Origin of the sequence: Erythrobacter sp. NE805 (assembly GCF_046452355.1) — a bacterium.
Lineage (GTDB): Bacteria > Pseudomonadota > Alphaproteobacteria > Sphingomonadales > Sphingomonadaceae > Erythrobacter.
Genome location: NZ_JBKFDI010000002.1, coordinates 588,548 through 606,676, shown reverse-complemented (window position 1 = coordinate 606,676; position 18,129 = coordinate 588,548). Strand labels below are relative to the sequence as shown.

Here is an 18,129-nt window from a genome sequence, read left to right as displayed (position 1 = left end):
ATCCCCTCGTCTATCCGGTGTCGCGTGCCAGCCAGATCACGTCGCGCGGCTGGTCGAGCAGGTGCTGGCCCGAATCCACGAACAGGCTCTGCCCGCTCGCCAGCGCGCCGCCCGCGAGGAACAGCGCGGCATCGGCGAGTTCGTCGGGGCCGGTCTTGCGGGCGAGCAGGTTCATGCGGTGCGAGACCTCGGTCTCCTCCTCGCGCTGGTCGTGGCTGGCGAGCACGGCGCCGGGCGCCAGGCCGTAGACCCTGACGCTCCTGTCGTCCGCGTATCCCTTGGCCAGCATTCCGATGGTCCCCGCCAGCGCGTGTTTGCTCATGGTGTAGGAGAAGAAATCGGGGTTGGTATTTTCAATTTTCATGTCCGTAACGTTGATCACGGTGCGCACCCCTGCGCCCTCGGCGGCGAGGGCGAGGAAGGTCTGGGCGAGCCGGGCCGGGGCGAGGGCGTTGACCTGCATCGCCGCCCGGTTCGTTGCCGGGTCGAGCGCGGTTACACTGTCGTAGTCGAAAATCGACGCCGAGTTGACGAGGCACCGCCAGCCCGGGAGCCGCGCGGCGAGTGCCATGACCGCCGCGACTGCCGCGTCATCGTCGGCGAGGTCGAACCGGATCGTTTCGGCGCTCGGGAGTGCGGCGGCGAGCGCCGCGGCGGCGTCGGCGGAGGCGCGGTGGTGGATCACCACGTGCCAATGGGCTTCGGCGAAGCGGCGCACGATCGCGGCGCCGATGCGCGTCGCCCCGCCGGTCACGAGAACGGCGGGGCGAGCGGTGGTGTCGGTGCTGTCGGGAGAGGGCATGACAGCACGGCTAACAGGGGGCGCGGCGCGCTTCAATCGGGGAGCGCTGTCGCGCCGCGCCCGCGCCTGTGCATGCCCTAGCGGCAGCGCAGCTCCCCGCGGTCGATCTCGCGGCCGAGGAGGCCGCCGCCGATCGCGCCGAGGATGGTGCCCGCCGAACGGTCGCCGCGGGTGTCGATGGTGCGGCCGAGCAGCGCGCCCACGCCCGCCCCGATCACGAGGCCCGTGGTCCCGTTGTCGCGGCGGCAGTAGTAGCGATCCCCGTCGCGCCAGATCCGGTCGCCGCGCGAGAGGCGGCGCGGTTCGTAGTAGCGGCCGCGCTCGTCATAGATGCGGTGCTCCTTGGCGCGCTTGCCCCAGGCCTTGGCGTGGCGCGGCGGGTCGGCCTGCACCGGCGCCGCCATCGGCAGTGTCATGGACCCTGCGGCGAGGATGAGAGCGAACTTCTTCATGGCAGGTCTCCTTTCGGTTGTGCTGCTTTCGCAATGCGTGACTGCCCGGCGGCAGTCGGCGGCAAAAGTCTGCGCGCGGTGGGGCGGGCCCGGCTCGCGCCGGATGCCCGCCCGCTCGCGCTTAGCGGCAGCGGCTGCCGCGATCGATTTCGCGGCCGAGGAGCCCGCCGCCGACGGCGCCGAGGATGGTGCCGAGGGTGCGGTCGCCGCGCTTGTCGATCTGGCGGCCGAGCAACGCGCCGGCGCCGGCACCGATCACCAAGCCCGTGGTGCCGTCCTTGCGGCGGCAATAGGTCCGGCCGTCCCGGCCGCGCCAGTAGCCGCGGTCGCCCTCGTAGTAGCGGCGGTCGTCATAGCGGCCGCGGTAGCCGTCGTAGCGGCGGTCGTCGCGCCAGCGGCGGCGGTCGTGGTTGGCTGTGTCGACGCCGTAATCGCTGGCGACGCCGTAGCTGGCGACGACCGGTGCCGGCGCAGCGTGGAATTCGAGCGCCTGCGCGGGAACGGCCGTAGCGGCGACCGATCCGGCGGCGATGAGGAGTGCGAGGTTCTTCATGGTCGTTATCCCTGATGTGGGCTCCCCGATGGAGCACGACCTCTATTTCGTTCAGATTGGAAGAACCTGAGCTGAACAATCTCGTCAGCCAGCAGCAGGATTTGTTCAGTTTGGGCGGGTTCGGGATAAACTGTGGCTCAGGCGAGCCTGGCTGCGGCCTTGGCGCGCAGATGGGGTGTGAGGGCGGGGAGTTCGGCGAGTTGGGCAAGCTCCTCGCGGCTCCCCTTGCCGGCGGTCAGCGCGCGGAACACCCGCGCGATGCTCCAGTCGGCCGAACCGATGGCGACGCGTTCGAGGCAATCGCCGGCCGCCACCTCGCCGGTCTCGATCACGCGGAAATACCAGCCGCAGCGCCCGGACTTGATGACCTGCGCGACCATGCCCTTGTGGCCGAAACGGTGCTCGATCTTCCAGCACGGGCTGCGCGGGCGGCTGACCTCGATCAGCGCCGAACCGCAGCGGAAGCGGTCGCCGATGTGAACGTGCTCCTCGGTGAGGCCGGTCACGCCAAGGTTCGAGCCGAACCCGCCCGGCTCGGCCAGCGCCGGGTGGTCGCCGATCACCCCGCGCCACCATGCATGGTGATCGAGCGGGTAAAGGTGCAGTGCCTGCTCGGGCCCGCCGTGGACGGTGCGATCGGCCTGCTCGTCGGGCGCGAGGCCCTCGGCATGGATTGGCACCGGGCCCTCCTGAGGGCGCTTGGCGAAGGCGCTGAGTTCAGCGCCGTGGAAGGGGCGGGCGGTGCCGGTGCAGACGGCCTCGATGGTCCAGCGGGTCATGCTTTCCTTGCGATCAGATCGATCCAGTCGCGCTGCGTCCCATCACTGGCCTTGCCGGCGTAGATGTCATGCGACTCGATGGTGAAATTAGCCCTCGCGTAGGCTGCCAAGAGCCATTCGGGCGAGGGAAAATTGTGCAAGCGGCCCAAGAGATCGCGGCCTTCCCCATCGCCGAGCTTGTAGCTCGAGAAGAACCACCCGCCCGGCACCAGCGCGCGGTGGATGCGGGCGAGGACATCGGGAAGCGCGGCGCGGGGGCTGTGGAGCAGGCTCGCATGGGCCCAGACCCCGGCATAGGCAGCTTCGGCCTCGAGTTCGTGGAAGGCCATCACCCGCGCACCGAGGGCGAAGGCCTCGTTGGCGCGCTTGACGAGGGCAGGCGTGCCATCGGTGGCATCAACGACAAACCCCCGCTTGCGGATGTGCTCGGCATCGCGCCCGCCGCCGCAGCCGAGTTCGAGCAAGGCGCTGCCCGGCGGCAGGCGATCGAGAAAGGCGTCGAGCTGGTGGCTGTGCGCCTCGCCCGAGTGGAACACCCAATAGGGCGCGCGCTCCTGGTAGAAGGCGATTGTTGCGGGGTCGGTGCTCAAGCGGCCCCGGCAGCGGCGGCCGCCGCCTCGCGGTCCCTTTGCGCGCGGCTCTTCTTCTCGGCCGCGGTCTTGAGCTGGCCGCAGGCCGCATCGATGTCGCGCCCGCGCGGCGTGCGCACCGGGGCCGAGAAACCGCCCTCGAAGACGATCTCGGAGAAGCGCCTGATGCGCTCAGGGCTGGAGGTCTCGTAGCCCGCGCCCGGCCAGGGGTTGAAGGGGATGAGGTTGACCTTGGCGGGAAGGTTGTAGGCCTTGAGCAGCCGGACCAGCTCGCGCGCGTCCTCGTCGCTGTCGTTCTTGTCCCGGATCATCACGTATTCGAAGGTGATGCGCCGCGCGTTCGAGGCGCCGGGGTAGTCGGCGCAGGCCTGGAGCAGGTCGTCGATCCCGTATTTCCTGTTCAGGGGCACCAGTTCGTCGCGCACCTCCTTGCGCACGCCGTGGAGCGACACCGCGAGGTTCACCCCGATCTCCTCGCCGCAGCGCTCCATCATCGGGATCACGCCGGAGGTCGAGAGCGTGATGCGCCGCTTGGAGAGGGCGAGGCCGTCGCCGTCCATCACCAGCTTCAGCGCATCGCGGACGTGGTCGAAATTGTAGAGCGGCTCGCCCATGCCCATCATCACGATGTTGGTGAGCAGGCGCCCGTCGGCGGTGTAGTGACCGGCTTCGTCGTCCTCGTCGATCGCGTCAGCGTCGCTCGCCATCGAGCCGCGCGGCCATTCGCCGAGCGCGTCGCGGGCGAGCATCACCTGCCCCACGATCTCGCCGGGGGTGAGGTTTCTCACCAGCTTCATCGTGCCGGTATGGCAGAAGGAGCAGGTGAGGGTGCAGCCGACCTGCGAGGAAACGCAGAGCGTGCCGCGCGTCTCGTCGGGGATGAACACCATCTCGAAATCGTGGCCGTCTGCGGTGCGCAGCAGCCACTTGCGGGTGCCGTCCACCGAGTGTTGCGCCTCGACCACGTCGGGGCGGCCGATCACGAAACGCTCAGCGAGCCACGGGCGCATCGGCTTGGCGATGTCGGTCATCGCTGCGAAGTCGGTGACCCCGCGGTGGTAGAGCCAGTGGAACACCTGCTTGGCGCGCAGCTTGGCCGCCTTCGCGTCGAGCCCGGCTTCCTCGAACAGCTCGCGGATGCGCGGGCGGGGGAGGCCGATCAGGTCGACGCGCCCGTCTGCGCGCGGCGTGATGTCGCGCGCGGCGGGCACCGGGTCGACGAGGCCCGGGATGGTCATGAGTGCGGTATCGGCCATGGGTGGCGGCCATATAGTGGCAGAAGGACGATTTGGCGAGTCGGCTATCGCCGCGCACACCCCACGATTGCGGCGTCGATCGCGGTCGCCGCCCCGGCGAGCGTGTAGCGGTCGGTGAAGGCGCCCTTGGGTCCCCGTCCCGAGACGCTCATCCGGGTGCCCGAGCGCAGCGCCGCAAGGATTGCGGCGTCGCCCTGCGCGTCCCGCGCCCAGGCGTTGCGGCTCTTGGCGACAAGGTCGAAGCGCTTCTCGCCCACCGCCAGCCGCACCGCGCTCTTGTCGGCGACCTCGCGGGAGAGCGCGAAATAGACCGCCCCGCGCACCTTCCTCTCGGGCCAGTTCGAGACGGTGGCATAGCCGCCTCCCGTGCCCTCCGCCCTGGCGATGGCATAGCAGCGCGGCGGCGACGCGTCCTTGAACGCGGCCCAGCTCTCATACACCCCAAGGCTCTCGCGCGCGGCCAGCGGGTGCGCGGCAAGGGCAAGGAGGGCGAGGGCGAGGAGCCTAGTCATAGTCGATCGCCAAGACTTCCCATTCGCGCGCTCCCGAGGGAAGGGCGACAACGCGCACATCCCCGATCATCGCGCCCCGCAAGGCACGGGCGAGCGGCGCGTTCCAGCCGATCCGGCCCCTTGCGGCGTCCTGCTCGTCATCGCCGACGAGCTGGACGGTCTGGTGGTTGTCGTCCTCGTCCGCGATGGTGACCCGCGCACCGAAGAACACGCGGCTGCGGTCCACCTGCGCGCCCGGATCGACCACCCGCAGCACCTTCATGCGGCGGGCGAGGTGGGCGAGCTCGCGGTCGATCTCGCGCATCTTCTTGCGGCCGTAGAGATAGTCGCCGTTCTCCGAGCGGTCGCCGTTGCCCGCCGCCCAGCTGACGATCTCGACGATCGCCGGCCGCTCGGTGCCGAGCAGGTGATCGTAGCGCGCCTTCAAGGCCGCCATCCCCTGCGGCGTGATCGGTGGCCCCTGCGGCTTCATGAGGCTCAGCGCAGGAAGCTCTCGACGGTGCGGGGGATGCCCGCCTTGTCGGGGTACATGTGCGAATAGGTCACCGCGTTGCCGATCACGCGCATGATGTAGTAGCGCGTCTCGAAGTTGGCGGGGATCTTCTCGACCCAGGTGACCCAGTCGATCGCCCCGGTGCGCGGGTCGCCGTTGAGCCTCAGCCATTCGTTCACCCGCCCCGGCCCCGCATTGTAGGCGCCGACCGCGAGCGGGTAGGAGCCGCCGTAATAGCTCATCATCCGCGCGAAATAGGCATCGCCGAGGCGGATGTTGTATTCGGGCGAAGCGGTGAGGTCGGCGGCGAGGTATTGCACCCCGATCTTGCCCGCCTGCTCGCGCGCGGTGCCGGGCATCAGCTGCATGATGCCGCGCGCCCCCGCATGGCTCTCGCGGGTGCGGTCGAACTCGCTCTCCTGCCGGGCGATGGCGTGGACCATCACCCAGTCGTTGACCACCGGCGGGGTGTTGACCGTCGGGAAGCCGATCCGCTCGAGGCCGGGAAGGCCGTTCTCGCCGGCCTTCATGCCGAGCACCACCGCCATCTCGTCGAGGCCCACTTCGCGCGCGAGCATCGCGGCCATGAGCATTTCGGTGGGCGTGTCGGCCTCGTCGCCGAGCGCCTCGAAGAAGCGGCGTTCGGTGCGCCAGTCGCGGCGGTTCTTCGCGAGCGCGCGGACCGCCTGGACGAGCGGGCGCGCCTCGAACTCGGCCCTGACACTCGCATCCATCGCCGGCTGCGGGAGCCCCGCGAAGGCCGGCATCGGGCGGCCGAGGGCCGAGAGGGCGAGCTGGCCGTAGTAGTAGTCGGGCCAGCGCGCGGCCATTTCGAAATAGCGCTGCGCCGCGGCCTGGTCGCCCGCCTGGCGCGCGGCGCGGCCCGCCCAGAAATAGCCCTTGGCCTTGGTCAGCGGGGTCTTGGCCGCATCGCCGTAGCGCTGGAACAGCGGCGCGGCGGCGCGCCCGTCGCCGAGCTCCCACAGCGCCCTCGTGCCGCCGAGCCACATCAGGTCGGTGTAGCGGTCGCGCAGGGTGAAGCTGGTCAGCGAGACGTCGGTGCCCGGAGCGAAAAGGTCGTCGGTGCGGCCCGCCACCAGCGCCGCATCGCGCGCGCCGCTTGCCCGGGCGAGGCTCAGGAGCTCGGTCACGAAACCCTCCGGATCGACGGCGGGCCGCGCGAAGGCGGGGCGATTGCCGAACACCCGCGCCGCCTCGCCGGCCTGGCCGCTCGCGCGCAGGAACTTGACGAGGTTGAAGACATAGCCCGGATCGGCCTCGGCACCTTCCGGCACCGCAAGGCCCGAGGCCTCGGGACGGCTGCCGCGCAGGAGCGAGAGGCGGGCGAGCGCGATCGGGCGCTGGTTCTCGGCGAGATACATCAGCTGGCGCGAGGCGGCGTCGGCCTTGCCCTGCCACAGCAGCGCGTCCATCCGCACCGCGTGGTCCTCGGGGGTGAGCTGGGAGCCGTAGAGCCCGGCGAGGGCGAGCTCGACCGCGTCGGCCATGGTCCCGCCGCGCCACGCCCGGCGCGCCTCGGTCAGGGCCTCGGGCCGCTGCGCGCTCGCGAGCGCAAGCGCATAGCGACCGCGCGCGGGGTTGGTCAGCGGCGGGTTGGCGTCGAAGAAGCGCAGCACGTCGGCGGGCGGCGGAGCCTCGCTGCCGAGCGTCGCCTCGGCGCGCTGGCGCAGGATGTCGCTGCGCGGAAAGCTGGGGAAAGCGAGCACGAAACCGGCGTAATCGGCGAAGGAGGCGGTGCGGCTCGCCTGGAGGTTCTCCCACCGCGCGATCGCCGCATCCATTGCCGCCGGCTGGCGGGCGACGAGGTCGCCGGCGCCGAAATCCTGTGCCGCGGCGGGCGCCGCCAGGGCCACACCCGTCCCGAGTCCCACAATCGCAGCATAAATCCGTGCGGAAATCATAAGCTTACGGACCATGCTGGACATAGTGCCAATCGGCTCCTTATCAGGCGCTGAACAGTGGAGGGGAGGCGGGGGAGTACCCGAGGACCCTTCGTCGATAACTAGCGATTCTGGCAGGACAAAGGCAATGTTCAGCGGTTCCATTCCCGCTCTTGTGACTCCTTTTCGCGGCGGGGCGTTCGACGAGGCGGCCTTCCGCCGGCTGGTCGACTGGCAGATCGAGAACGGCAGCGCCGCGCTCGTCCCCTGCGGCACGACCGGCGAGGCCTCGACGCTCTCCAATGCCGAGCATCACCGCGTGATCGAGGTGTGCATCGAGCAGGCGGCGGGCCGCGTGCCGGTGATCGCGGGCTGCGGCTCGAACGACACGAGGAACGCCGCGCTGCACATGACCTTCGCCAAGAAGGCGGGGGCGGCGGCGGGGTTGTGCGTCGCGCCCTATTACAACCGCCCGAGCCAGCGCGGGCTGATCGCGCATTTCAGCTACCTCGCCGAGAACTGCGAGCTGCCGATCGTGCTCTACAACGTGCCCGCGCGCACGGTGACCGACATCCTCGACGACACGGTGGTCGAGCTGGTGCGCAAGTATCCCGACCGGATCATCGCCATCAAGGACGCGAGCGGCGACCTCAGCCGCGTCGCCGACCACCGCATGGGGATCGGGCGCGAGTTCTGCCAGCTGTCGGGCAACGACGAGCTGTGGCTGCCCCACGCGGCGGCGGGCGGGCGCGGGTGCATCTCGGTGACGGCGAATGTCGCCCCGAAGCTGTGCGCCGAGTTCCACGAGGCGATCGCCGCGAACGAGCTCAAAAAGGCGCGGCAGCTCAATGACCGCCTCTTCCCGCTCCACTACGCGATGTTCTCCGACGCTTCCCCCGCGCCGGTGAAATATGCGCTGAGCCGCGTCCACGACTGGATCGAGCCCGAGGTGCGGTTGCCGCTTGTTGAGTGCAGCGAGGAGGCGAAGCGCGCGGTGGACGAGGCGCTGGTGAGCGCGGGGGTGCTGCCCGCCTAGACCACCTCGTCCTCGTCGAGCATCCCCTGCGCGCTCCCCTGTGGCTCGCTCGCGAGGATCGCCTCGGTGATCGAATCGATCTGCGCCCCCACGCGCTCGGGGTGGTCGATCGCGGCGATGTGGAACAGCGCGTCGCCCTGGTGGACCACCGGGAGCGTGGCGTGGCCGATGATGATGCCGTCGAGCGGGCTGACGATTTCCTCGGCCTCCTCCCCGAACAGGCCCGCGACGCAGGCGAGGACGTCGCCCTTGCGCACCGGGTCGCCCGAGGTGCGCACCATCTGCGCCACCCCGCCGCGCGGCGCGCGGACCCAGACGGTGCGGTTGGCGCGCGCCGGGATGCCGACCGAGGAGAGCCCGTCGTCGGCCTCGATCATCCCGAGATGCGCGAGCACCCGCGTCACCCCCTCGACTCCCGTCTCGATCGACAGCCGGTCGAAGCGCAGCGCCTCGCCCGCCTCCATCAGCAGCATGTCGACGCCGTGGCCCTGGGCGAGGTCGCGCAGGGAGCCGTCGCGCAAGGGGCTCTCGATGATGACCGGCGCGCCGAACGCCATCGCCAGCTCGACCAGCCGGCGATGGCCCGCGGCGATGCGGATCTGGGGAAGGTTGTAGCGGTTGATCGCCGCGGAATGGATGTCGATCCCGAGCTCGCAGCGCTTGACCACCTCCTGCGCGAAGATGTGCGCGAGCTGCCCCGCGAGCGATCCCCCGGCGCTCCCCGGGAAGCTCCGGTTGAGGTCGCGCCGGTCGGGCAGGTAGCGCGAATGGGTGATGAAGCCGAAGATGTTGGCGACCGGCACCAGCAGCACCGTTCCGCTCAGGGCCTCGGGCCGCAAGGTCTGCGCGAGGCGCTGGACGACCGCGGTGCCGATGATCTCGTCGCCGTGGATCGCCGCGCTGACGAAGACGCGGGGGCCCGGCCACGCGCCGTGGAGCACGCGCACCGCGAGCGATGAGGAGGCCCCGTTCGCCATCGTCGTGATCGGGAAGGCGACATCGGCCTGCGTGCCGGGCGCGACCGACTGTCCGGCGATCGCGAAAGGTTCGGCTGTCTCCATGGCGCTCTCCCGCTGGGCCCTCGCCACGGTAGCCGCGCCGCCGGAAAGCGCAAACCCGCGCCGCCCGCTTTCCCCCTCGCTTTTTCCTCCGCGCGCGCCTACATCGCCCCGCCTTATGGCCCGTCCCAAGCCCCTCACCTTCGACAAGCTCAAGATCGTCGCCGAGAACCGCCGGGCGCGCTTCGACTACCATGTCGAGGACACCTACGAGGCCGGGCTGATGCTCTCGGGCACCGAGGTCAAGGCGCTGCGCGCGGGCGAGGCCTCGATCGCGGAGTCCTATGCCGAGGTGAAGGATGGCGAGGTGTGGCTCGTCAACGCCAACATTCCCGAATACTCGCACGGCAACCGCCTCAACCACGAGCCGCGCCGCCCGCGCAAGCTGCTCCTCCACGAGCGCGAGATCGACAAGCTGTTCGGCGCGGTCGAGAGGAAGGGCATGACGCTCGTGCCGCTCTCGGTCTATTTCAACCGCACGGGTCGCGCGAAGGTGGAACTGGCGCTCGCCAGGGGCAAGCAGACCCACGACAAGCGCGCCAGCATCAAGGAGCGCGACTGGAAGCGCGACAAGGCGCGGGTGATGCGCGAGCGGGGATGAGCGGGCATCGACGCTCGTCGAATATCTGCTTGCGGCGCGATTCACCACCTAGTCAGCCTTGGCGTGTTACCCATATGGGCCTCGTCATGCCGACCCCCTCCCGCACCCCCGCGTCCGTCGCCGCCGCTGCGCGCATTCCTGCGCAGGGCCGCGCATGAGCGGGCCGTCTGCGACCCGGCCCGGCCTCGCCGCGCGGGCGAAGGCCTGGGCGTCGGGGGTCATCCGCAAGAACACCCCGACCCGCGAGGAGATGGCGCAGAACAAGTATCTCGCCCCCATCGCCCACCGCTTCCTAAGCCCGGAGCTGTGGCGCTTCACCCGCCGCTCGGTGCCGCGGGGGGTGGCGCTCGGGCTGTTCGCGGCCTTCATCATCCCCATCGGGCAGATCTTCCTTTCCGCCTTCCTCGCCCTGCCGACCCGCGCCAACGTCCCGCTCGCGGCGCTCGTGACCTTCGTCACCAACCCCTTCACGCTGCCCTTCTGGGCGGCGATCGCCTACAAGCTGGGCGAATTCCTGCTGCGCTGGGATGCGACCGCGCCGGCCATCGCCACCGCCAAGGCGGGGAGCGGGACCTGGGCATGGCTGGTCGAGGCCTACCAGGTCGCGGGCGCGACGGTGGTCGGCTACCTCGTGCTGTCGGTGGTCACCCCGATTCTCGGCTATGTCGTCTCGGTCTGGGTGTGGCGGGCCGTGGTGTCCCGTAAGCGCGCCAGACGGTTGAGGGCGATGGAAGCGCGGCTCGACCAGCGGCTCGCGAGCCAGTAGGAAGCGCTCTTCGTTCCGCCCCGCGCCGCACTGCGCGCGCGCCTGCCACAGGAGCCCTGCCGCTTGTCCCGCCGTTCCGGCCCGAAATCCGATACACCCGCCAGCCGCGACCTTGCCGAGGCCGGGAGCGAGGCGGCGCCGCTGCGGCTGGTGGGCGGGCTCGCCGCCGCGCTGGTGGCGAGCGCGGGGGTGCTGTGGCTTGCGACCGGGAGCGGCCTCGTCGCGCTCGCCTTCGTGCTCGCGACCGGCGTGATCCTCGGCGGGGTGGCGATGCTCGACCGGATGCGCGGCGCCCAGCCAAGCGAGGGACCGGTCGCGGCGGACTGGAGCGTCACCGTCGCCGCGATCGAGCGCGCGGGCGAGGCGATCGCGATCACCGACCGCGCCAACCGCATGGTCTGCGCCAACCACTTCTTCCTCGACAGCTTCGGCGCGGGCGCGGCCCCGCCGGCGCTGCCGCTGGGCCGCGAGGCGCTCGAGGCGGTGACCCTGCTCGCGCGCACCGCGTGGCGCGACGGGGCGGCCGCGCTCGAGGAGGTCGAGACCACCGACGAGACCCGCTGGCAGGTCAGCGCCACCCGCGCCGGGCGCGGCGAGGATCACCTGATCTGGCGCCTGCGCCCCCACGCCCGCGAGGCGGCGAGCAGCCTTTCGGCGCTCGACCTTGCCGGGGCCTTCGGCAAGATGCTGAGCCGCGCGGGGATCGAGACCGCGATCACCACCGCCGACGGCGTGATCCGCGCGGTCAGCGCCGGTTTCGCCGAGCGCGCGGCGGGAGACGAGCGGGCGAGCCTCGTCGGGCAGGACTTTGTCTCCTTCCTGCGCTCCGACGAGCGCGACCGCATCTTCTTCGCGCGCGAGGGGCGGGGCGGGACCCCGCAGACGCTCGTCGACGTGCCGCTGGTCGATCCGGCCGAGCGGGTCACCCCCGCGGGGCCCGACGAGGCGACCTCGCTGATGCTGCTGATCGATTCGGGCGTCGGCATCGGCGGCGGCTTCGAGGGCGCGGGGCAGGCGGGCGTCGCGCAATTGGACGCGCTGCTCGCCCAGCTGCCCTTGGGCCTCGCCATGACCGACCGCGACGGGCGCTTCCTGTTCGGCAACGACGCTTTCCTGCGCTCCGTCGGCCGCGAGGGGCGGGGGCTGCCTGCCTTTCCGACCGATCTCGTGGTGCGCGAGGACAAGGCCGCGCTCTCCGACGCGGTGCGCCGCCACGGGCGCGGACCCTCGACCAGCGGCGATGTCGCGGTGCGGCTGACCAACAGCCCCGAGGAGCCGGTCAGCCTCGGCCTCGCGGGCGTGCGCGGCCTCGGCGAGGCGGCGGTGCTCTTGAGCCTCGCCGACACCAGCCAGGAGAACCAGCTCCGCCGCCAGGTCGCGCAGGCGACCAAGATGCAGGCCGTGGGCCAGCTCGCCGGCGGGGTCGCGCACGATTTCAACAACGTGCTCACCGCGATCATCGGCACCTGCGATCTCATGCTGCTGCGCCATATCCCCGGCGACAGCGACTATGACGACATCCAGCAGATCCGCGCGAACTCCAACCGCGCCGCCTCGCTGACGCGCCAGCTGCTCGCCTTCTCGCGCCAGCAGACCCTGCGCCCCGAGATCATCCAGCTGCCGGATGTCGTGAGCGAGGTGAGCCCGCTCATCAAGCGGCTGCTGGGGGAGAAGATCACCTACTACGTCCAGCACGACCGCAACCTCGGCCCCGTCCGCGCCGATCCGCAGCAGCTCGAGCAGGTCATCATGAACCTTGCGGTCAACGCCCGCGACGCGATCCAGTCGCGCGGGAACGGGCAGGGCCGGATCTCGCTGTTCACGCGCTCGCTCCAGGCCAAGCAGGTGATCCAATTGGGCTCGGAGGTGCTGCCCGCGGCGGACTATACCGTGCTGATCGTGCAGGACACCGGCGGGGGCATCCCGCCCCACGTGCTGCCCAAGCTGTTCGAGCCCTTCTTCACCACCAAGGAGCAGGGCAAGGGCACCGGCCTCGGCCTCTCCACCGCCTACGGGATCGTCAAGCAGTCGGGCGGGTTCATCTTCGCCGACAACATCAAGGACAAGTCCGGGCACCCGACGGGCGCGCGTTTCACGGTCTACCTGCCGGTGCACCGCGGCGAGATGCCCAAGCGCCGCGAGCCTGCGCCGCTCGTCTCCTCGGACTGGTCGGCGGGGGGCAAGGTGCTCCTGGTCGAGGACGAGGACATGGTCCGCGCCGTCGCCGAGCGGGCGCTGACCCGCGCGGGCTACGACGTCACCGCCTGCGCCAACGGCGAGGAGGGGCTCGCCGCGATCGAGGAGGGCGGGGAGTTCGACCTCGTGGTCAGCGACGTGGTGATGCCGGGGATGGACGGCCCCGCGATGGTCCGCGCGATCCGCGCGCGCCTGCCGCACATGCCGGTGCTGTTCATGTCGGGCTATGCCGAGGAGCAGCTGCGGCGCGACATCGACATTCCCGACATGCACTTCATCGCCAAGCCCTTCAGCGTCGCGGCGATCGGCGACAAGGTCGGCGCGGTGCTCAGCGAGGCGCGCGCGGCGGCGGGGGCGTGAGGGCCGCGCCAATTCACCGGCGCAATCACTCCGTTCACCTTGGATAAAGCGGCAAAATCGTTCATCTCCTGCAAGACGAGACATCGGAGGGGACTGGAGATGATCAACCGCGCCGTGGCTGCCCGCATGGGCGCATCGCTGGCCGTGCTGCTCGCCACCGGAGCCGCCGCCCAGTCCGGCAGCGTCCCCGACCCCGACGCGAGCGCGCAGGGCGATGTCGCGCTCACCATCTACAACAACGACATCGCGCTGGTGCAGGACGTGCGCCGCCTCGACATCGCGGGCGGGCGCAGCCGCGTCGAGTTCCCCGACGTCTCGGCCGCGATCCAGCCGCAGACGCTGAGCTTCGCCGCGCCCGACACCACGATCATCGAGCAGAACTTCGACTATGACCTGCTCACCCCGGGCAAGCTGATGGAGAAGGTGGTCGGCCAGACCGTCACCCTGCTGCGCACCAACCCCGCGACCGGCGCCGAGACCCGCGAGCGCGCCAGGGTGCTCTCGGTCGCGGGCGGCGTGGTCATCCAGATCGGAGAGCGCATCGAGGTGCTGCGCGACGACGGGTTGCCGGTGCGCGTGATCTTCGACCGCGTGCCCCCGGGCCTGCGCGCGCGGCCCACCCTCTCGGTCAACCTCGATTCGAGCCGCGGCGGCGCGCGGCCGGTCAGCTTGCGCTACCTCACCGGCGGGCTCGGCTGGAGCGCGGACTATGTGGCGCTGTTCAACGAGGCGGCGGGCACCATCGACATGCAGGGCTGGGTGACGCTCACCAACAACACCGGCACCACCTTCCGCAATGCCGATACCGTGCTGGTCGCGGGCAATCCCTATGACAACAGCAGCGGCGGCGGCGGGTACAGCCAGCGCGGCATGACCCGCGCGGGCACCGAAGCGCCCGACCGCGAGCGCCTTGGCGACTTCTACCTCTACCCCATTTCCGGCCGCACCACCGTCGCCAATGCCCAGACCAAGCAGGTGAGCTTCCTCGACGTGCAGGGCGTGCCCGCGCGCAAGATCTACGCGACCAGCGTCTATTGGCAGCAGAACGACAGCGAGCCCCGCAACGTCGAGAGCCGCATCGCCTTCGCCACCGGCCGCGCGCAGGGCCTCGGCGATGCGCTCCCCGCCGGCACGGTGCGCTTCTACCAGCGCGACCGCGAGGGCACCCCGCAGTTCATCGGCGAGAAGGGCATTGATCACACCCCGATGGGCAGCGAGCTCTCGCTCCAGACCGGCGATGCCTTCGACGTCACGGTCAAGGCCGAGATCGAGAAGCGCGAGACGATCACATCGCAGGAGTGGGAGAAGTCCGCCCGCTACCGCATCACCCAGGGCGGCAAGACCACCACGGTCGAGGTCGAGCGGCCCAAGACCTTCTACCGCACCACGATGCGCTACACCCTCACCAACGCGCGCAGCACGCCGACCGAGGTTGAAGTCAGCCAGACCGGCCTCGCGCGCGGCTGGTGGGGCGACGACACCCGCGTCACCAGCGAGGACGTGCCGGGCGAGCAGCTCGACATCGACCGCCGCCGCTATAAGATCACCGTCCCCGCGAATGGCGAGCGGGTGGTGCGCGTGACCTTCGAAACCCGCTACTGAGGCGCGGGCCGATGCGACGCACGGTCCTCGATCCCCCCTCCCTTCAGGGAGGGGCCGGGGGTGGGGCGAGGCCGCGGGCCTCGCACGTGACCGCTGGTGTGGAGCCCCCACCCCCAGCCCCTCCCCGGGGGCAGGGGAGAAGGTGGGCGGCGCTCGCCGGAATCTTCGCCGCCCTTCTCGCGGCCCCGCTCGCCGCCCAGACCCTCCAGCAGACGGTCGCGCGCCCGGTGGTCGACGCCGCCGCGCCCTCGGACCTCTCGGTCACGATCTACCGCGATCCCGACCGCAGCGCCGACGCCGCGCTCAACCCGCGCTATCCGCGCGGGCTCGCGATGATCTCCGAGACGCGCCGCGTGACCCTTCCCAAAGGCGAATCGACGATCCGCTTCGAGGGCGTCGCCGAAGGCATGATCGGCGTCTCGGCGATCGTCACCGGGCTGCCCGGCGGCACGATCGAGAAGAACCGCAACGCGCAGCTCCTCAGCCCGGCCGCGCTGGTCGACGGGACGCTCGGCAACCGCGTCACCGTCACCCGCACCAATCCCGCGACCGGCGAGGCGAGTGCCGAAGAGGCGACGATCCGCACCCGCGCCGACGGCGGCCTCGTGCTCGAGACCGCGCAGGGCTTCGAGGCGGTGCGCTGCGCCGGGCTGCCGGAAAAGCTCACCTTCGCGCGCATCCCCGCCGGGCTCTCGGCACAGCCGGTGTTCTCGCTCGACACCGCCTCGCCCGAGGGCGGCACCTACGAGGTGACGCTCACCTACCTCGCCTGGGGCTTCGACTGGCAGGCGAACTATGTCGCGACGCTGGCCGAGAAGGGGGCGGGGGGCGAGGCGGCGATGCGGCTGCTCTCCTGGCTCACCCTCGTCAACGACAACGGGCAGGGGTTCGATCAGGCCAAGCTCCAGATCGTCGCGGGCAAGCTCAATGTCGAGAGCGACTACCGCCGCCTCGCCGACCCGCCGAGGGCCGCGCCGCTCAGGCTCACCTGCTACCCCTTCGGCAGCACCGCCGAGGGCTCGGAGATCCCGGCGCCGTGGTCGCCGCCCTACCCGATGGAGCCGATGATGGCGCCGCCGCCCCCGCCGCCCGCGCCGATCATGGTCACCGGCTCCCGGGTCGAGCGGATGGCGATGGACTCGGCGGTAGCGGTGATGACCGCGAGCGAGGAGAACCTCGGCGACTTGAAGCTGTTCCGCGTGCCCGGGCGGGTCGACGTCTCCGCCAAGGGGATGAAACAGGTCGCCTTCCTCGACAGGCAGGCGGTGCGCGGGCGCTATCTCTACGAGGCGTTCTGCGATCCCTACCGCCCGATCGACGCGCCGGGCGAGCCGGGCGCGGCGGCGCTGTTGCTGGTGACGAAGAACGAGGAGGCAAAGGGCCTCGGCATGGCGCTGCCGCAGGGGGCGCTGACGCTCTACGAGCCGAGTGCGCGGGGCGATCGGCTCGCCGCCCGCACCACCCTGCGCGACTATGCCAAGGGGCAGGAGATGGAGCTGCGGTTCGGCACAAGTCGCCAGGTGTTCGCGCGCTGCAATGCCGTTGGGCTGCCGGCGCAGGCGGGCTACCCGCGCGCCGGCTGGCTGGCGATGCGCGCCGAGCTCACCAACGCCAACCCGCACCCCGTGACCCTGCGGCTGGTGCTCGCCGGGCCGGGGGTGAAGGTGCGTGTGCCGGGGAGCAGGGTGTTGGTGAAGAACGGCAACCAGGTCGTCGAGGTGACGGTCCCGGCGAACCGGACGCGCACGCTCGACTGGCGGCTCGGCCCGGTCGGGCAGTAGGGCGCGCCCGCGTAGGGGTTATGCCGGATTGTGCGCCGTAAATTAATTTGCGTTCCCTACTTGTTCCCATAGAACAAAAGGTATACATAGCTCCTACAGGACAGCGGAAAACTGCTGCTGTGACCCTAGGCAAGCGAAGGAGCGCGTGCGATGGCAACCCAACTGAAACTGGTCGAAGAGGACAGGAAAGCCGTGGATCGTCAGAAGGCTCTCGAAGCCGCGCTCGCGCAGATCGACCGTGCGTTCGGCAAGGGTTCGGCGATGAAGCTGGGCTCGAAGGAGGCCATGCAGGTCGAGGCGATCTCGACCGGCTCGCTGGGTCTCGACATTGCATTGGGCATCGGCGGGTTGCCGCGCGGCCGGGTTATCGAGGTTTATGGCCCGGAAAGCTCGGGCAAGACCACGCTCGCGCTGCACGTCATTGCCGAGGCGCAGAAGATGGGCGGCACCGCCGCCTTCGTCGACGCGGAGCACGCGCTCGATCCCGTCTACGCGAAGAAGCTCGGGGTCGACATCGACGAGCTGATCGTCTCGCAGCCCGATACCGGCGAACAGGCGCTCGAGATCACCGACACGCTGGTGCGCTCGAACGCGATCGACGTGCTGGTGGTCGATTCGGTCGCGGCGCTGGTGCCGCGTGCGGAAATCGAGGGCGAGATGGGCGACAGCCACGTCGGCCTCCAGGCGCGCCTCATGTCGCAGTCGCTGCGCAAGCTGACGGGCTCGATCAGCCGCTCGCGCTGCATGGTGATCTTCATCAACCAGCTGCGCATGAAGATCGGGGTGATGTACGGCAACCCCGAGACCACCACCGGGGGCAATGCGCTCAAGTTCTACGCGAGCGTTCGCCTCGACATCCGCCGCACCGGCCAGATCAAGGAGCGCGACGAGATCACCGGCAACACCACGCGGGTGAAGGTCGTCAAGAACAAGGTCGCGCCGCCCTTCAAGCAGGTCGAGTTCGACATCATGTACGGCGAGGGCATCTCCAAGATCGGCGAGATCCTCGATCTCGGGGTCAAGGCGGGCCTCGTCGAGAAGTCGGGGAGCTGGTTCTCCTACGATTCGATCCGCATCGGGCAGGGCCGCGAGAACGCGAAGACCTACCTCAAGGAGAACCCGGAAGTTTGCGACCGGCTGGAAGCTGCGATCCGCAGCCGCACCGACCAGGTCGCCGGGGAGATGATGACCGGGCCGGACGCGGATTCGGACATGTGATTCCCAAGCGGGCGTGAGCCCGGGCCGGAGTGTCCCGCTCCTGTCCCGGCTGTCCCCACAACGCGCCCGGATACGCGGAACGCCGGCGTGTGCCTTCCCCAGGGCACGCGCCGGCCTTTCGCTTTTTGGGGGGCGGGTGCGCGCAAGGGTGCTTAACCCCCCGCCAAGTACCT

General features: G+C 70.3%; 17 protein-coding genes. 7 read left to right on the top strand and 10 right to left on the bottom strand.

From position 1 onward, the window contains the following. Window positions 1-10: 10 nt before the first annotated feature. From ACLBKU_RS10910 to ACLBKU_RS10870, 9 genes are all read right to left on the bottom strand, one after another. Window positions 11-802, bottom strand: coding sequence for an SDR family oxidoreductase (locus ACLBKU_RS10910; RefSeq protein ID WP_410179575.1), 792 nt, complete (start codon window positions 800-802; stop codon window positions 11-13). 77 nt (window positions 803-879) lie between these two features. Next, a complete protein-coding gene (locus ACLBKU_RS10905; RefSeq protein ID WP_410179574.1) occupies window positions 880-1,254 on the bottom strand; it encodes a glycine zipper 2TM domain-containing protein in 375 nt (124 codons plus the stop codon). Between the two features lie 121 nt (window positions 1,255-1,375). Then, window positions 1,376-1,807, bottom strand: a complete 432-nt coding sequence (locus tag ACLBKU_RS10900; protein WP_410179573.1) for a glycine zipper 2TM domain-containing protein — start codon at window positions 1,805-1,807, stop codon at window positions 1,376-1,378. 137 nt (window positions 1,808-1,944) lie between these two features. Then, entirely contained in the window at window positions 1,945-2,586 is a 642-nt protein-coding gene (locus tag ACLBKU_RS10895) for an MOSC domain-containing protein (RefSeq protein ID WP_410179572.1), read from the bottom strand. After that, window positions 2,583-3,176: a class I SAM-dependent DNA methyltransferase gene (locus ACLBKU_RS10890; RefSeq protein WP_410179571.1), complete on the bottom strand. Its 594-nt coding sequence runs from the start codon at window positions 3,174-3,176 to the stop codon at window positions 2,583-2,585. The genes ACLBKU_RS10895 and ACLBKU_RS10890 overlap by 4 nt, the downstream gene beginning before the upstream one ends. After that, entirely contained in the window at window positions 3,173-4,432 is a 1,260-nt protein-coding gene (rlmN, locus tag ACLBKU_RS10885; protein ID WP_410179570.1) for a 23S rRNA (adenine(2503)-C(2))-methyltransferase RlmN, read from the bottom strand. Before rlmN ends, ACLBKU_RS10890 begins: the two co-directional genes overlap by 4 nt. A 44-nt stretch (window positions 4,433-4,476) precedes the next feature. Beyond that, the gene (locus tag ACLBKU_RS10880) at window positions 4,477-4,944 is read right to left on the bottom strand and encodes a hypothetical protein (RefSeq protein ID WP_410179569.1); all 468 of its coding nucleotides are present in this window, start codon (window positions 4,942-4,944) and stop codon (window positions 4,477-4,479) included. Next, window positions 4,937-5,416: a GreA/GreB family elongation factor gene (locus tag ACLBKU_RS10875; RefSeq protein WP_410179568.1), complete on the bottom strand. Its 480-nt coding sequence runs from the start codon at window positions 5,414-5,416 to the stop codon at window positions 4,937-4,939. The genes ACLBKU_RS10880 and ACLBKU_RS10875 overlap by 8 nt, the downstream gene beginning before the upstream one ends. Window positions 5,417-5,421: 5 nt before the next feature. After that, the gene (locus ACLBKU_RS10870) at window positions 5,422-7,311 is read right to left on the bottom strand and encodes a transglycosylase SLT domain-containing protein (protein WP_410179567.1); all 1,890 of its coding nucleotides are present in this window, start codon (window positions 7,309-7,311) and stop codon (window positions 5,422-5,424) included. 175 nt (window positions 7,312-7,486) lie between these two features. Between ACLBKU_RS10870 and dapA the strand changes: the two genes are divergently transcribed. Beyond that, window positions 7,487-8,374, top strand: a complete 888-nt coding sequence (gene dapA / locus ACLBKU_RS10865; protein WP_410179566.1) for a 4-hydroxy-tetrahydrodipicolinate synthase — start codon at window positions 7,487-7,489, stop codon at window positions 8,372-8,374. Here the strand turns inward: dapA and ACLBKU_RS10860 are convergent. Beyond that, the gene (locus ACLBKU_RS10860) at window positions 8,371-9,435 is read right to left on the bottom strand and encodes a succinylglutamate desuccinylase/aspartoacylase family protein (protein WP_410179565.1); all 1,065 of its coding nucleotides are present in this window, start codon (window positions 9,433-9,435) and stop codon (window positions 8,371-8,373) included. The genes dapA and ACLBKU_RS10860 overlap by 4 nt on opposite strands. Window positions 9,436-9,550: 115 nt before the next feature. On the opposite strand from ACLBKU_RS10860, the gene smpB reads away from it, so the two are divergent. From smpB to recA, 6 genes are all read left to right on the top strand, one after another. After that, complete coding sequence (gene smpB, locus ACLBKU_RS10855) at window positions 9,551-10,033, top strand: SsrA-binding protein SmpB (RefSeq protein WP_410179564.1); 483 nt, start codon at window positions 9,551-9,553, stop codon at window positions 10,031-10,033. A gap of 250 nt (window positions 10,034-10,283) precedes the next feature. Next, entirely contained in the window at window positions 10,284-10,799 is a 516-nt protein-coding gene (locus ACLBKU_RS10850; protein ID WP_410179669.1) for a DUF2062 domain-containing protein, read from the top strand. Between the two features lie 63 nt (window positions 10,800-10,862). Further along, window positions 10,863-13,355 carry a response regulator gene (locus tag ACLBKU_RS10845; protein ID WP_410179563.1) on the top strand — a complete coding sequence of 831 codons (2,493 nt, stop codon included), beginning with the start codon at window positions 10,863-10,865 and terminating at the stop codon, window positions 13,353-13,355. A gap of 99 nt (window positions 13,356-13,454) precedes the next feature. Further along, entirely contained in the window at window positions 13,455-14,957 is a 1,503-nt protein-coding gene (locus ACLBKU_RS10840) for a DUF4139 domain-containing protein (RefSeq protein ID WP_410179562.1), read from the top strand. Window positions 14,958-15,043: 86 nt separating this feature from the next. Next, window positions 15,044-16,738, top strand: a complete 1,695-nt coding sequence (locus ACLBKU_RS10835; protein WP_410179561.1) for a DUF4139 domain-containing protein — start codon at window positions 15,044-15,046, stop codon at window positions 16,736-16,738. Window positions 16,739-16,888: 150 nt separating this feature from the next. Continuing rightward, window positions 16,889-17,956: a recombinase RecA gene (gene recA, locus ACLBKU_RS10830; protein WP_410179560.1), complete on the top strand. Its 1,068-nt coding sequence runs from the start codon at window positions 16,889-16,891 to the stop codon at window positions 17,954-17,956. Window positions 17,957-18,129 lie beyond the last annotated feature (173 nt).